The sequence below is a fragment of the Brevundimonas vesicularis genome, from assembly GCF_032067225.1.
Lineage (GTDB): Bacteria > Pseudomonadota > Alphaproteobacteria > Caulobacterales > Caulobacteraceae > Brevundimonas > Brevundimonas vesicularis_F.
The window spans coordinates 63,632-77,175 of the sequence record NZ_DAMBJX010000001.1 but is presented as its reverse complement, the minus strand read 5'-3'; the positions used below and the strand labels follow the sequence as shown (position 1 = coordinate 77,175).

Below are 13,544 nucleotides of genomic sequence, written 5' to 3'. Positions count from 1 at the left end.
ACAAGCTGCGCGCCCTGCCCGCCGAGAAGCTGGTCGAGCTGCGCGACAACGGCGCCTTGGGCCAGATCTATGCCCACCTGGTGTCGCTGGTCGGTTGGGATCGCCTGATCGCGATGGCCGTGATGCGTCAGGCCCAGGCCCCGACCTCGGTCAACTAAAACCTCATCTGTCGACGATCGATCAACGCCCCGCCGGTTCGCCGGCGGGGCGTTTTTCGTTTCAGCGGCGCGAGAACAGCGCCCGGGTCAGGCAGGAAAAGACCAGACGCCCGGCCTCGTCCAGAAGGTCATGCGAGGCGATGACGATTCCCTTGTCGTCTCCGACCGGATCCTTGCCCATCACCGTCATGCGACCCCGCAGCAGTTCGCCCGCCGGGGGATTGCGCATGTAACGCAGCCCATCGACGGCCAGGACCTTCGTCTGGGCCCAGCCGCCGGACTTGTCGGCCGCCAGTCGGCTCCACAGCACATAGACCATGGCGTCCGGGGCGCCGTAGGCCACGTCCCAGCCCGGCGAGAACCGCTCGATGAAGACGTCCAGCGCCCCTTGATCGACCGCACAGGCGCCCAGCGGCACGACCTGCCCCACCTCCAGGTCTTCGAAATGGACGTGCAGCGGATCGCTCATGCGCAGACCTTGGGTTCAGGCGGGTTCTTCGGAAACGCGAACCAGCAGCTTGCCGTCGTGATCGCCGGTGAACAAGCGATTCAACGATCCCACCGCGCCTTCCAGCCCGTCGTCGACGTGAACCTTCCACTTCACACGGCCATCCGCCAGCCACGGGCCCATTTCCGCCACCATCTCGCGGGCGCGCGGGGCGTAGTCCAAGACCAGGAAGCCCTGGACGTGCAGGCGATGGGTGATGATGCGCGCGAAGTTCGGCGAAGGCGGCGCCTTGGTCGCATTGTAGGAGGACACCAGGCCGCAGACCGCCATCCGGCCGTGGACCTTCAGCCGGTTGAACACCGCGATCATGATGTCGCCGCCGACATTCTCGAAGTTCAGATCGACGCCGTCGGGGGCCAGACGGTCCAGCGCCTCGCCCACATCCTCGTTCTTGTAATCGATGGCCGCGTCAAAGCCGAGTTCGTCGGTCAGCCAGGCGCACTTCTGCGGGCCGCCCGCGATGCCGATGACGCGGCAGCCGCGCTGTTTTGCGATCTGCCCCGCGATGGAGCCGACCGCGCCGGCGGCGGCCGAGATGACGATGGTCTCGCCTTCCTTGGCCTTCAACACATCGGTGACGCCGAAATAGGCGGTCAGACCGGTCATGCCGAGCACGGACATATTGGCCGTCAACGGCAGGCCTGGCGCACGGTGGACCGGGCGAAGACCGCCTTCCGGCACGACCGCATAGTCGGCCCAACCGCCCGAGGTCGGCATGACGACATCGCCGGCCTTGAAGCGGCTGGATCGCGAGGCTTCGACCACGCCCAGGGTCAGGCCGCGCATGACCTCGCCCAGGCCGACCGGCGGCAGATAACCCTCGGAATCGTTCATCCAGGTGCGATTGGTCGGGTCCAGCGACAGATAGACGGTGCGGACCAGCACCTCGTTCTCTTTCAGATCAGGGATGGCCGTCTCCACCAGTTCCAGATCGCCGGGCTGGATCAGGCCCTTGGGGCGCTGGCGCAGCACCCATTGACGGTTCGTCTTGCCGCTTGTCGAAGCCATTGGCGTCTCTCCGTGCGTTTTCTTTGACCACCATCTTGGCCGCGACGGCGGCCTCGGTCGAGGTGTGCGCCAAGAAAAAAGCGACCCTTGCGGATCGCTTTGAAGTGGCATCATCGAGAATGAGGCGCGGAGGCGGCATGATCAGCTTTCGCAGATCAAGTCGGGGGGCGTCGCCGCCTCCACGGACCGATAACGGCGGCGCCCGAAGCCGGTTCCCGAGGTGGATCGCTTTTTTTGCGGTTTCGTACCTCGGCCCATCAATAGCGGCGCAAAACAAAGAAAAGGCCTCGATCCCGAAGGACCGAGGCCAATCTTGTCGCCGGCGAACGACCGCGCTTTAAGCGGCTTCCTTCTGGCGTGAAGGGTGGAAGAACAGCGCTTGGCTGATCGCCGCCTTCACCGTTTCCGGCTGGAAGGGCTTGGTGATCAGGAAGGTCGGCTCAGGACGCTCGCCGGTCAGCAGGCGTTCCGGGAAGGCGGTGATGAAGATCACCGGCACGTCCATGGTCTTCAGGATATCCTTGACCGCATCGATGCCCGACGAGCCGTCTGCCAGTTGGATGTCGGCCAAAACCAGGCCCGGCTTGTGGCGGGCGACGGCGTCGATCGCCTCGTCGTGCGTCGTGGCGGTGCCGGTGACGCGGTGACCCAGTTCCGTGACCAGGCTCTGGATATCGGCCGAGATGATGGCCTCGTCCTCGATGACCAGAACATCGGTAGCCAGTTCGGCGTCGATGTCGGCCTGGGCGTCGGCGATCAGACGCTCCACGTCCCGCGGATCGGCCGACAGGATTTGCGCGGCTTCCGAAGGGGTGAAGCCTTCAAGGGCCGTCAGCAGGAAGGCCTGACGGGAGCGCGGCGCGATGCGCAGCAGACGCTGCGAGGCGTCGCTGCCCGTGGTTTCCAGCGTGCCGGTTTCCAGTTGCGCGCCGGTCGAGGACCAGATGGCGTGGAAGACATGATAAAGGGCGACCCGCGGCGTCATATCAGCCGACAGTTGCTGTTCGCCGGCCGCCAGGGCCTCCAGAGCGACACGGACATAGTTGTCGCCCGTGGATTGATCGCCGGTCAGGGCGCGTGCGTAACGGCGCACATAAGGAAGATGCGGCGCGAGTCTGGCCAGAAGGCTCATTCAGATAGTCCCCGACAAATCACAGCCCGACCGGCAAGGCAGGGCGTTATAGCCAGCTTAAACGTCACATTCGCATCACGGTTCCGCCGCCGCGAACAAGCTTTAGCATTAAAAGCCGTTCATGCAGGAACCCCGCCGGTCTGATGACGTTTGAGACCGACATCTCTTCGCGATGACAGTTGGGTGGGCTTGGCTCTGTCTATGATCGATTCTCCGGACTCCTCTCGTCCCAAAGGCGACCAGAAGGGGGAGGCAGGGCTTGAAGAAGCTCGCCTTCGCCAGCAGGCCATTGGCGTTAAGCTGCGACACATGTTCGACGAGGTCGTCAACGAACCCGTGCCCGATGAGTTTCTCGATATTCTGAAACGCGCCGACGCCAAGTCTTCGGACAGCGCCGCATGAGCACCTCACGCCTTGGGGCCGCCCCCAAACCCGCGTCGGCCGACGACGAGGGCTTCAAGCACGAACTGGTCCTGCTGATCCCGCATCTGCGCGCCTTCGCCCGGACCTTGACCGGCGATCCGACCGCAGCCGACGATCTGGCGCAGGACGCCATGATGAAGGCTTGGGACGCGCGCGCCAGCTATCAGATGGGCACGAACATGAAGGCCTGGACCTTCATGATCCTGCGCAACCAGTTCTATTCCGAAAAACGCCGCTCGTGGCGTCAGTCGCAGCTGGATCAAGAAGCCGCCGAGAGGACCCTGGTCGCCGTGGACGATCCCGAGGCGCCCGTTGCTCTGGACGAGCTGCGTCAAGCCTTGAAGACCCTGCCCGAAGAGCAGCGCGAGGCCTTGATCCTGGTGGGCGCCGGCGGCTTCGCCTACGAAGAAGCGGCCGAAATCTGCGGCTGCGCGGTCGGCACGGTGAAGAGCCGCGTCAGCCGCGCACGGCGTGCGCTGCAAGCCACCCTGGAACGGGGCGGTTACGGCCGCGACGGCAAGGCGGCAGGCGACGCCATGCGATCGATTCTCGGTGAGGCCGACAGGCTGGCCGGCGCCCGGAGCTGATCTGCGGTGAATGAGACGACCAGGGAGACCTCACGGTCGCGGCTCGGTCGCACGGATCGCTTTCAGGGCATCCGCTTTCGTCTGGGCGCGGCCATGGCCATGGCCCTCCTGCCGATCTTCGTGCTGAGCCTGATCCAGACCCAGGCGGACTTCCAAAGACAGGCCGACGACCGGCAGGTGGACCTTCAACTGGCGGCCGAACGCAGCGCCTCCAGCGCCAAGGCCAAGCTGGACAGCGCGCAGGTGCTGTTGCGCGCGCTCAGCCCCGATGCGGTCGGCCCGTATTGCGCACCGCGCCTGACGGCGCTGGTCGGACGTCTGGAAGGCTATGAAGGTCTCTATCGCGTCAGCCCGACGGGCGAGGCGGTCTGTGCCTCGGGCCGGGCGGACGGCGTGAGATCCGGCGTGGCGCCCGCCGCCCAGGCGACCTGGTTCCAGCGGTTGCGCAATGGTGAAGAACTGGTCGTCATGCGCGCCCCCGATGGCGCCGGCTATGAAGGCGCGCTGATCGTGGCCACACGCGCCGAGCGGCCGATGGGCCGGTTCGACGGCGCTATGGTCGCCGTGATCCCCTTCTCCGCCCTGCAACCCGATGTCACGGACGCCGCGCTGCCGTCGGGCGCTCAAGCCGCCCTGACCGACGGCGCGGGTCGTATTCTGACGGCCAGCGATCCCGACGTGTTCAAACTGTCGGCCGGCGACGACATCGCGGGCTGGGTCGACCGGGCGCGCGACCAGGGATCGGCCGTGTTCGAGGCCAAGGATGCGCAGAACCAGCGCCGCGACTATGCGGGCGCGGCCCTGGCCGGCGGCGATCTTTATGCTCTGCTGTCGGCCCCGGCGCCGGGGTGGCTGTCGTGGGCGCGGCTTAATCCGATCGGCACCTTGTTGCTGCCGCTGGGCGCGTGGTTGACGGCGTTCGCGGCGGTGATGCTGCTGTCGGAGCGGATCTTCATTCGCTGGCTGGATTATCTGGAGCGGGTCGCGGCCATCTACGCCAAGGGCCGGTTCTCGGTGCGTCCGCTGCAGGCGATGAACGCCCCGTCCGAAATCCGCACCATGGCGCGCACCCTGGACGAGATGGCCGAGGCCATCACCGTGCGTGACCGCGAACTGACCGACGCTCTGGCGGAGAAGGACGCGCTGATGCGCGAAATCCATCACCGGGTGAAGAACAACCTTCAGATCATCTCGTCCCTGCTGTCGATGCAGCAGCGCGCCCTGACCGATGCGCCGGCCAAGGCGGCGCTGGGTGATACGCGCCAGCGCATCTCGGCCTTGGCCCTGATCTACCGCACCCTGTATCAGAGCAACGACATTCGCCACGCCGATGCGCGCGAGTTCCTGAACGAACTCGTGGGGCAACTGGTCGCCAGCGAGGCCGGGCGCGGACCGGTGGTCATCAGTTCGGTGGACGCCGATTCTCTGCACGTCGATCCCGACAAACTGGCGCCCCTGGCGCTGTGGCTGGTCGAGGCGGTGACAAACGCCCAGAAGCACGCCTTCGCCGGCAGCGGCGGGGAGCTGAAGGTGCGCTTCCGCGTCCAGGGCGAGAAATCGGTTCTGGAAGTCGAGGACAACGGGCCCGGCGCCCAGGCCGGCGCCGAGGTCGGGGTGGGCCGCACCCTGATGAGCGCCTTCGCCAAACAGTTGCGCGGGGAGACCGAGTTCGCCACCCCGCCCGGCGGCGGCACCATCGCCCGCATGATCTTCGCCACGCCAGAAGCGCTCGCGCCGGTCGATCCGGCGGACAAGACGCCCGGAACCGCAGCGCTGGCGTCGCGTTGATGAGGCGAGACCGGCGGAGTTTCACCCCGGCCAACCCTGGAGCTTCCCCTATGCGCAAGATTTTCGTTCTGGTCGCCGCCGCCGCCGCCCTGACCACCGCCGCCTGCAACACCGTCGAAGGCGTGGGCCGCGACACCCAGGCCGCCGGCCAGGCCGTGACCGGCGCCGCCCAAGACGCCAAGAACTAATCGACGGCCGCAGCCCAGGCTGCAGCATTCGACCGGCAAGGCCCCGCATCGTCGGGGCCTTGTTCGTTTCAGGACCGCGACAGGAGCCCCCCGTGAACCACACCGCCCGCGACGCCGGCCTTAAACTCTTGCGCCAGCACGCCCTGATCGGCGGCAAGGCCGTACCCGCCAACGGCGGCGGCATCGCCGTCGATGATCCGGCGACCGGCGATGTGATCGGCCACGTCCCCGATCTGGGCGCCGACGAGACCGAACAGGCCATCGCGGCGGCGAGCGAGACGTTCAAGACCTGGTCGCGATCCGATCCGCACGCGCGTGCGGCCTTCCTGCGCAAATGGGCGGCGCTGATCGACGAAAACCTGGAAGGCCTGGGCGCCCTGATGGCGCTGGAGAACGGCAAGCCGTTCGAAGAGGCCAAGGGCGAGGTCAACTACGCCAACGGCTTCCTGAAATGGTTCGCCGGCCAGGCCGAACGGTTGATCGGCGAGACTCAGGACAGTCCGCTGGGCCACCTGATCCTGACCTATCGCGAGGCGGTCGGGCCATGCGCCCTGATCACGCCCTGGAACTTCCCCGCCGCCATGCTGACGCGAAAGCTGGGGCCGGCGTTCGCGGCAGGCTGCACCGCCGTGGTCAAGCCGGCCAGCCAGACGCCCTTCACCGCCATCGCCCTAGCCGAACTGGCCTATGAAGCGGGCCTGCCGAAAGGCGCCCTGTCGATCGTCACCGGGGACGCCGCCACCATCGGCAAGGCGCTGACCGACAGCCCGGACATCCGCAAACTGTCCTTCACCGGCTCGACCGGGGTAGGCCGCAAACTGGCCGAGCAGTGCGCGGGAACGCTGAAGCGGGTGTCGATGGAGCTTGGCGGCGCGGCGCCGCTGATCGTCTTCGCCGACGCCGACCTGGATCTCGCCGTGGCGGAGACCATCAAGGGCAAGTTCAGGAACTCGGGCCAGACCTGCGTCTGTCCCAACCGCGTCTATGTCGAGCGGTCGGTCGCGGAGATCTATGCCGAGAAACTGGCCGCCGAGGTGGCCAAGATCGTGGTCGGTCCCGCCTTCGACGACGGCGTGAAAGTCGGCCCGCTGATCGAGGACAAGGCCATCGACAAGGTCGAAAAGCATGTGGCGGCGATCAAGGCCGACGGCGGCCGGGTCCTGACCGGCGGGGCGCGCCACGATCTGGGCGGACGCTTCTTCCAGCCGACCGTGACCCTGGGCGGCGACGACGCCCTGTTCCGCGAGGAAGAGACGTTCGGCCCCATGATCCCCGTCTTCGCCTTCGACACCGAGGAGGAGGCGCTGGAGAAGGCCAACGCCAGCGACTATGGCCTGGCCTCCTATCTGTTCACCCGCGACCTGGATCGCGCCATGCGATTCAGCCGGCGGATCGAGGCGGGCATGTGCGGGGTCAACACCGGACTGATCTCCACCGCCGTCGCGCCGTTCGGCGGGGTCAAGCAGTCGGGCTATGGCCGCGAAGGCTCGATCCACGGCATCGACGAATATGTGGACGTCAAGACGGTGACGCTGGCGCTGAAATAGCGCCGGGTCGCCGGGCCTGTAATTCGCCGCGCTTCTGCGGCATAAGCCCGCGATGAAGTTCCTCGACCAGGCCAAGATCTATATCCGCTCCGGCAACGGCGGCGCGGGCTCCGTTTCGTTTCGACGCGAGAAATTCATCCCGAACGGCGGGCCGGACGGCGGCGACGGCGGCAAGGGCGGGGATGTCTGGATCGAGGCGGTCGAGGGTCTGAACACCCTGATCGACTATCGCTATCAGCAGCATTTCAAGGCCCAGACCGGCCACCACGGCCAGGGGCGCCAGATGCACGGCGGCAAGGGCGAGGACGTGCATCTGAAGGTGCCCGTCGGCACCCAGGTGCTGGACGAGGATAAGGAAACCGTCCTGCTGGACATGGACACGCCGGGCAAGGTGAAGCTGCTGCTGAAGGGCGGCAACGGCGGCTGGGGAAACGTACGCTTCAAGGGGCCGACCAACCAGGCGCCGACCTACGCCAACCCCGGCCAGGACGGTCAGGAACGCTGGATCTGGCTGCGGCTTAAGCTAATCGCCGACATCGGTCTGGCGGGTCTTCCGAACGCGGGCAAATCGACCTTCCTGTCGGCCGCCAGCGCCGCCAAGCCCAAGATCGCCGATTATCCGTTCACGACCCTGGCGCCGAACCTGGGGATGGTGGACCTGTCGCCGTCAGAGCGGTTCGTCATCGCCGACATTCCCGGCCTGATCGAGGGCGCCAGCGAGGGCGCGGGCCTCGGCACGCGGTTCCTGGGCCATGTCGAACGCTCGGCCAGCCTGATCCACCTGATCGACGGCACCCAGGACGATGTCGTCGAGGCCTACCGCATCATTCGGGGCGAGTTGGAAGCCTATGGCGAGGGTCTGGCGGACAAGGCCGAAATCCTGGCCCTGAACAAGATCGACGCCCTGACGCCGGAGGCGCGCGAGGAGAAGGCCGCCGAACTGGAGGCCGTCGCCGGTCGCCGTCCCATGCTGGTGTCCGGCGTGTCGGGCGAAGGCGTGCCCGCCTTGCTGCGCGCCGCCTGGGCCGAGGTGAAGAAGACGCGCGGCGCCCTGGCCGGCGACAGTGACGCGGACCAGATCAGCGGCTGGCAGCCCTGATCAGGCCTCCGCTGCGGGTTCCGGTTTGGGCTTGCGGCGGGTCGATTTCGGCTTGTCGGTCGTCTTGCCCTCGTTCGCATAGGGCTCGCCGTCGCCCGACAGCAGGATCGCCATCCAGCGCGAGCCCTTGAACTCGGCCAGGATCGCCATGGCCATGACCGCCAGCGGCGTCGACAGGAACATGCCGACCACGCCCCACAGCTTGCCCCAGAAGGCCAGGGCCAGCAGCACCACGACCGGGTCGATGTTCTGATTGTCGCCCTGCATGCGCGGCTGGATGAAGTTGCCGACGACGAACAGGATCACCTGCAAACCGACCAGCAGGATGGCGGCGGGCCAATAGCTTTCGAACTGGACCAGGGCGAACAGCGGCGGGGCCAGACCGGCCACCGCCCCGCCCAGCACGGGGATGAAGCCGACGATGAAGATCACGAAGGTCCAGAACTCGGCGTTCTGTAGCCCGACCGCCCGCATCAGGATCCAGGCGACGACGCAGATCATCGCGCCGGTTACCGACTGCACCCAGATATAGCCCTCGACCCCGCCGCGCACGCGCTGGAAAACCGCGACCGCCTCGTCGCGCTGGGCTTCTGACGGGAACATGGCGACGATCTTGCGCCGGAACCCGACCTGCGAGGCCAGCAGAAAGCCCAGATAGATCAGGACGAAGAAGGCGCCCGAAGCGATGCCCTGCACCTGGAACGCCATGGAGGTCAGCCAGCCGCGCACATCGACGCCGTTGATCAGATCCTGCGCCGTCGGCGGATTGGCCAGACGCACCAGCCCATAGGCGTCGCGGATGATCTGATCGATGCGCGGGCCGATGTTCTGGGATACGCCGGACGCCTCGCCGAAGAAGCCCGCCGCCCCGTTCACGATGATGGCGATGGAGGCGAAGAAGGCCAGCACCACCAGCGTCAGGGCCGCGATTCCAGCCATGCGGCTGTTCAATGGCGTGCGCGCCTCGACCGACCGCTTCACCCCGTCGATCATGATCAGGAGAAAGATGGCCATCGCCAGCGGCGTCAGGATGTCCCGCAGCCAGTAGATCGCCGCCCCGGCCGCGACCGTGGCGATGACGCCGAGGGCATTGCGAGCGGCGACCGAAGACGGCGTGGCGATGGGGTTTTTCATGATCGTGTTGTCGAACCGCCCGCCGTCGCCGTCAATCGCTGTTCCGAGCGCGCAGGGAACGCGCTAGACCTTTGCCGGAGACGCCATCGGAGACCCTAATGCCCGACGCCCTGCCCGGCCTGTTCCTCGGCCAGTCCGACGCCGCCCAGCCGGAAAACCTGCTGTTCAATCGCGCCAACCGTCACGGCGTCGTCGCCGGTGCGACCGGCACCGGCAAGACGGTCACGCTGCAGATCATGGCCCAGGGCTTTTCCGACGCCGGGGTGCCGGTCTTCTGCGCCGATGTGAAGGGCGACCTGTCAGGCATCTCTCAGGTGGGCGCGCCGAACGAGAAGCTGATCGCCCGCGCAGCCGAGATGGGCCTGACCCTGACGCCGCGCGCCGCCCCCACCGTCTTTTGGGACCTGTATGGGCAGAAAGGCCATCCCATCCGCACCACCGTGTCGGAAATCGGCCCCGTGTTAATGGCGCGGATGCTGAACCTGAACGAGGTGCAGGAGGGGGTGCTGACGGTCGTCTTCCACGTCGCGGACAAGGAAGGTCTGCTGCTGCTGGACCTCAACGATCTGAGGAGCCTGCTGGTCTATGTGGGCGAGAACGCCGAGCGGATCGGGCGCGAGGTCGGCAATGTCGCCCCGGCCTCCATCGCCGCCATCCAGCGCGCGCTGTTGCAGGTTGAGCAGCAGGGCGGCGACGCCTTCTTCGGCGAGCCGGCTTTGAAGCTGGAAGACATGATCCGCGTCGGTCTGGACGGCCGGGGCCAGGTCAATGTGCTGGACTCGACCCGGCTGATGAACAGTCCGCGTCTGTACGCAGCCTTCCTGCTGTGGCTGCTGTCGGAACTGTTCGAACAGCTGCCCGAGGTGGGCGATCCGGAAAAGCCGCGCCTGGTCTTCTTCTTCGACGAGGCGCATCTGCTGTTCAACGACGCCCCGCGCGCCCTGCTGGAAAAGGTCGAACAGGTCGTGCGCCTGATCCGATCCAAGGGCGTCGGGGTCTATTTCGTGACGCAAAACCCGGCCGATATTCCCGACAGCGTCCTGGCCCAGTTGGGCAACCGCATTCAGCACGCGCTTCGCGCCTATACGCCGTCCGAACAGAAAGGGCTGAAGGCCGCCTCGCAGAGCTTCCGCGCCAACGCCGCCTTCGATACGGCCGAGGCCATTCAGGGTCTGGGCGTGGGCGAGGCCCTGGTGTCGGTGCTGGACGAAAAGGGCGCGCCGACCATCGTGGCCCGCACCAAGATCCGCCCGCCGGCCTCGCGCCTGGGTCCAGCGACTGATACGGAGCGCGCCGCCGTCATGGCCGCCAGCCCGGTGCGGGGCCTTTACGAGCAGGTGCTGAACCGCGAATCCGCCGCCGAAATCCTGGCCAACCGCCACAGCGCCGCCGATCAGGCTGAAGTTCAGGCCAAGGCGCAGGCCGAGGCCGACAAGGCCGCCGCCATCCAGGCCAAGGCCGATCAGAAGGCCGCCGAAGCGCGTGCGAAGGCTCAGGCTCAGGCCGAGGCGCGGGAGTCGCGTGAGGCCGCGAAGCCTGCGCGCCGGTCCACCCGCGAAACGCCGGTCGAGGCGCTGACCAAGTCGGTCCTGCGCACCGCTGGGTCGACCCTGACCCGCGAGCTGATGCGCGGTCTGCTGGGCGGGTTGAGGCGGCGCTAGGTTCTGCTCGGGTCTTGCAACGGGGCGGGGGCGAGCGCATCTCCCGCCCATGTTCATCCAGACCGAACCCACGCCCAATCCCAACGTGCTGAAGTTCCTGCCCGGCCGCGACGTGTCGCCGACCGCCGCGCTGGAATACCGCACCATCGACGAGGCGACGGCCTCTCCGCTTGCGGAGGCGCTGTTCGAAGTTGAAGGCGTCGACGGCGTCTTCTTCGGCGCCGACTATGTGTCCGTGACCCGCCAGCCCCAAGGGCCGGAGTGGTCCGAGATGAAGGCGCCGATCCTGGGCGTCGTCATGGATCACTTCGTCTCGGGTCAGGCGCTGACGCGCGGCGTTGGCGGCGAAACCGACGGCCATGCCGAGGACGACAGCGAGATCGTCGCCGAGATCAAGGCCCTGCTGGACAGCCGCATTCGCCCCGCCGTGGCCCAGGACGGCGGCGACATCCTGTTCGATTCCTTTGACGAGGCGACCGGCGTTCTGAACCTGCGGATGCGCGGCGCCTGCGCCGGCTGTCCGTCGTCGTCGGCGACCTTGAAGGCCGGGGTCGAGCAGATGATGCGCCACTATGTGCCCGAGGTGACACGGGTCGAGCAGACCCTCTGATCCGGACGCGGTGGCGGTTCTGCAACGCGCCGCCTAGAAGACGCCCATGAGACTTCTGGTGATCGATACGGCGCTCGGCGCCTGCACGGCGGCGGTGTTCGAGGACGATCGCGCGCTCGCCGTGCGCTTTGAGCCGATGACCAAGGGACATCAGGAACGGATCGGCGGCCTGGTGCGCGACGTCATGGTTGAGGCGGGCGGTGGTTTCGACAGCCTGGACCGGATCGGCGTCACGGTTGGACCGGGCTCGTTCACCGGTCTGCGCGTCGGTCTGGCCTTTGCTCAGGGTCTGGGCGCGGCGCTGGATCTTCCGGTCGTCGGTCTGTCGGCGCTGGACGCGCTCGCCGCCTCGCTCGCCAATCACGACGGCCCTATCGCAGCCCTGATCGATGCGCGGCGCGGTCAGGTCTATGCGCGGCTCTTAGCCGACGGTGGGCCGCTTGGCCTCGAGGAAGCGTTGTCGCTGGAAGAGGCCGGGCGGCGGATCGCCGACATCGGACCGGGCGTCGCTCTGGTCGGCAATGGCGCGGCGGTCCTGACCCAGGCCTTCCCCGATCTGCCCTTCGGCCATCTGGACGACCGGGTCGCGCCGTCGCCGGAGGCGCTGGCGCGCCTCGCCGCCGCCGCCGATCCGGCGACCCATCCGCCCCGTCCGCTCTATCTGCGCGCGCCCGACGCCACGCCGCCCAGCCGCCTGCCGGGCCAGCCGCGCCAGCCTGCATCATGACGGCGGCGGACCCCGCCTCACTCGCCGCCCTGCACGCCCAGGCCTTTGCCGCGCCGTGGAGCGCCGACACCTTCGCCGATCTGTTGTCTCAGCCAGGCGTGCTGGCGGTCAGCCAGCCCGACGGCTTCACCCTGATCCGGACCGTCGTCGACGAGGCGGAAATCCTGACCCTGGCCGTGGTCCCGTCCGCGCGCCGCCACGGACTGGGGCGACGTCTGGTCGAGGGGGCGGCCGTCGCTGCAGCCCAGGCCGGCGCGACGCGGCTGTTCCTGGAGGTCGCCGACGACAATATCGCCGCGCGCGGCCTCTATGAGGGTGCCGGGTTCGATCCGATCGGTCGCCGCAAAGCCTATTATGCGGGGGCCGACGGATCGCGGATCGATGCGCTGGTGATGAGCCGCGACCTCTGTGCGCCTCACGCCAACCTGACGCTTCCCTGATGCGATCCAAGCCCCTATTCTAGGCGCATGGACCGGATCGAAAAACTCTGCGCCGAGCGCGGCATGCGTATGACCGAACAGCGCCGGGTGATCGCCCGGGTGCTGTCTAACGCCGCAGACCACCCGGATGTGGAAGAGCTGTATCGCCGCGCCTCGGCCATCGATCCGCACATCTCCATCGCCACCGTCTATCGCACCGTGCGCCTGTTCGAAGAGGCGGGCGTGGTCGAGAAGCACGACTTTGGCGACGGCCGCAGCCGCTATGAAGAGGCCGGCGACGATCACCATGATCATCTGATCGACACCAAGTCGGGCGAGGTGATCGAATTCTTCGACGCCGAGATCGAGCGGCTGAAGAACGAGATCGCGGAACGGCTGGGCTTCCAGCTGATCGGCCACAAGCTCGAGCTCTATGGCGTTGCGATCGAGGGCGCCGAGCCGTCCAAACGCGAAGGCCTGATCTTCACCCGCCATGCGGCGCGCGTCGATCCCGCCGATGTGGATGCGGGCTGACGCTCGGCTTGTCGCGACGCT

Annotated in this window: 16 protein-coding genes; 12 read left to right on the top strand and 4 right to left on the bottom strand. The window is 67.2% G+C overall.

Features of this window, described 5'->3' with window-relative positions:
- The coding region (locus tag RT123_RS00370) for a SapC family protein (RefSeq protein WP_313006972.1) at positions 1 to 158 on the top strand (158 nt) is incomplete at its 5' end.
- A gap of 61 nt (positions 159 to 219) precedes the next feature.
- Here RT123_RS00370 and RT123_RS00365 read toward each other — a convergent pair.
- The 3 genes from RT123_RS00365 to RT123_RS00355 form a co-directional block, all read right to left on the bottom strand.
- Positions 220 to 627, bottom strand: a complete 408-nt coding sequence (locus tag RT123_RS00365) for an acyl dehydratase (RefSeq protein ID WP_017505512.1) — start codon at positions 625 to 627, stop codon at positions 220 to 222.
- Between the two features lie 15 nt (positions 628 to 642).
- A complete protein-coding gene (locus RT123_RS00360; RefSeq protein ID WP_055808881.1) occupies positions 643 to 1,674 on the bottom strand; it encodes an NADP-dependent oxidoreductase in 1,032 nt (343 codons plus the stop codon).
- A 337-nt stretch (positions 1,675 to 2,011) separates the two neighbouring features.
- The gene (locus RT123_RS00355) at positions 2,012 to 2,806 is read right to left on the bottom strand and encodes a response regulator (RefSeq protein WP_026108480.1); all 795 of its coding nucleotides are present in this window, start codon (positions 2,804 to 2,806) and stop codon (positions 2,012 to 2,014) included.
- A 201-nt stretch (positions 2,807 to 3,007) separates the two neighbouring features.
- Between RT123_RS00355 and RT123_RS00350 the strand changes: the two genes are divergently transcribed.
- The 6 genes from RT123_RS00350 (at position 3,008) to obgE (ending at position 8,438) form a co-directional block, all read left to right on the top strand.
- Positions 3,008 to 3,208 (top strand): NepR family anti-sigma factor, encoded by a 201-nt coding sequence (locus RT123_RS00350; RefSeq protein ID WP_045809524.1) that lies wholly within the window; start codon positions 3,008 to 3,010, stop codon positions 3,206 to 3,208.
- A complete protein-coding gene (locus tag RT123_RS00345; RefSeq protein ID WP_313006916.1) occupies positions 3,205 to 3,816 on the top strand; it encodes a sigma-70 family RNA polymerase sigma factor in 612 nt (203 codons plus the stop codon). Before RT123_RS00350 ends, RT123_RS00345 begins: the two co-directional genes overlap by 4 nt.
- Before the next feature lie 93 nt (positions 3,817 to 3,909).
- The gene (locus RT123_RS00340) at positions 3,910 to 5,604 is read left to right on the top strand and encodes a sensor histidine kinase (RefSeq protein WP_066555304.1); all 1,695 of its coding nucleotides are present in this window, start codon (positions 3,910 to 3,912) and stop codon (positions 5,602 to 5,604) included.
- Between the two features lie 50 nt (positions 5,605 to 5,654).
- Positions 5,655 to 5,792: an entericidin A/B family lipoprotein gene (locus RT123_RS00335; RefSeq protein ID WP_017505506.1), complete on the top strand. Its 138-nt coding sequence runs from the start codon at positions 5,655 to 5,657 to the stop codon at positions 5,790 to 5,792.
- A gap of 92 nt (positions 5,793 to 5,884) precedes the next feature.
- On the top strand, positions 5,885 to 7,339 hold the full coding sequence (locus RT123_RS00330) for an NAD-dependent succinate-semialdehyde dehydrogenase (RefSeq protein WP_313006913.1): 1,455 nt from the start codon (positions 5,885 to 5,887) through the stop codon (positions 7,337 to 7,339).
- A 52-nt stretch (positions 7,340 to 7,391) separates the two neighbouring features.
- The gene (gene obgE / locus RT123_RS00325; RefSeq protein WP_313006911.1) at positions 7,392 to 8,438 is read left to right on the top strand and encodes a GTPase ObgE; all 1,047 of its coding nucleotides are present in this window, start codon (positions 7,392 to 7,394) and stop codon (positions 8,436 to 8,438) included.
- On the opposite strand, the gene RT123_RS00320 is transcribed toward obgE, so the two are convergent.
- Positions 8,439 to 9,572, bottom strand: coding sequence for an AI-2E family transporter (locus RT123_RS00320; RefSeq protein WP_055808872.1), 1,134 nt, complete (start codon positions 9,570 to 9,572; stop codon positions 8,439 to 8,441). It lies immediately after the preceding gene.
- Between the two features lie 98 nt (positions 9,573 to 9,670).
- On the opposite strand from RT123_RS00320, the gene RT123_RS00315 reads away from it, so the two are divergent.
- The 5 genes from RT123_RS00315 to RT123_RS00295 are packed head-to-tail and all read left to right on the top strand — an operon-like array spanning position 9,671 to position 13,523.
- Complete coding sequence (locus RT123_RS00315) at positions 9,671 to 11,233, top strand: helicase HerA-like domain-containing protein (RefSeq protein WP_313006908.1); 1,563 nt, start codon at positions 9,671 to 9,673, stop codon at positions 11,231 to 11,233.
- A gap of 49 nt (positions 11,234 to 11,282) precedes the next feature.
- A complete protein-coding gene (locus tag RT123_RS00310) occupies positions 11,283 to 11,843 on the top strand; it encodes a NifU family protein (protein ID WP_284878152.1) in 561 nt (186 codons plus the stop codon).
- A gap of 46 nt (positions 11,844 to 11,889) precedes the next feature.
- Positions 11,890 to 12,570, top strand: a complete 681-nt coding sequence (gene tsaB, locus RT123_RS00305) for a tRNA (adenosine(37)-N6)-threonylcarbamoyltransferase complex dimerization subunit type 1 TsaB (RefSeq protein WP_313006905.1) — start codon at positions 11,890 to 11,892, stop codon at positions 12,568 to 12,570.
- On the top strand, positions 12,567 to 13,010 hold the full coding sequence (locus tag RT123_RS00300) for a GNAT family N-acetyltransferase (RefSeq protein WP_313006903.1): 444 nt from the start codon (positions 12,567 to 12,569) through the stop codon (positions 13,008 to 13,010). Before tsaB ends, RT123_RS00300 begins: the two co-directional genes overlap by 4 nt.
- Positions 13,011 to 13,037: 27 nt before the next feature.
- The gene (locus tag RT123_RS00295) at positions 13,038 to 13,523 is read left to right on the top strand and encodes a Fur family transcriptional regulator (protein ID WP_017505496.1); all 486 of its coding nucleotides are present in this window, start codon (positions 13,038 to 13,040) and stop codon (positions 13,521 to 13,523) included.
- Positions 13,524 to 13,544 lie beyond the last annotated feature (21 nt).

Coding starts and splice junctions, on each gene's coding strand:
- RT123_RS00365 (WP_017505512.1), bottom strand. CDS start 627: ATGAGCGATCCGCTGCACGTCCATTTCGAAGACCTGGAGGTGGGGCAG.
- RT123_RS00360 (WP_055808881.1), bottom strand. CDS start 1,674: ATGGCTTCGACAAGCGGCAAGACGAACCGTCAATGGGTGCTGCGCCAG.
- RT123_RS00355 (WP_026108480.1), bottom strand. CDS start 2,806: ATGAGCCTTCTGGCCAGACTCGCGCCGCATCTTCCTTATGTGCGCCGT.
- RT123_RS00350 (WP_045809524.1), top strand. CDS start 3,008: ATGATCGATTCTCCGGACTCCTCTCGTCCCAAAGGCGACCAGAAGGGG.
- RT123_RS00345 (WP_313006916.1), top strand. CDS start 3,205: ATGAGCACCTCACGCCTTGGGGCCGCCCCCAAACCCGCGTCGGCCGAC.
- RT123_RS00340 (WP_066555304.1), top strand. CDS start 3,910: ATGGCCATGGCCCTCCTGCCGATCTTCGTGCTGAGCCTGATCCAGACC.
- RT123_RS00335 (WP_017505506.1), top strand. CDS start 5,655: ATGCGCAAGATTTTCGTTCTGGTCGCCGCCGCCGCCGCCCTGACCACC.
- obgE (WP_313006911.1), top strand. CDS start 7,392: ATGAAGTTCCTCGACCAGGCCAAGATCTATATCCGCTCCGGCAACGGC.
- RT123_RS00320 (WP_055808872.1), bottom strand. CDS start 9,572: ATGAAAAACCCCATCGCCACGCCGTCTTCGGTCGCCGCTCGCAATGCC.
- RT123_RS00315 (WP_313006908.1), top strand. CDS start 9,671: ATGCCCGACGCCCTGCCCGGCCTGTTCCTCGGCCAGTCCGACGCCGCC.
- RT123_RS00310 (WP_284878152.1), top strand. CDS start 11,283: ATGTTCATCCAGACCGAACCCACGCCCAATCCCAACGTGCTGAAGTTC.
- tsaB (WP_313006905.1), top strand. CDS start 11,890: ATGAGACTTCTGGTGATCGATACGGCGCTCGGCGCCTGCACGGCGGCG.
- RT123_RS00300 (WP_313006903.1), top strand. CDS start 12,567: ATGACGGCGGCGGACCCCGCCTCACTCGCCGCCCTGCACGCCCAGGCC.
- RT123_RS00295 (WP_017505496.1), top strand. CDS start 13,038: ATGGACCGGATCGAAAAACTCTGCGCCGAGCGCGGCATGCGTATGACC.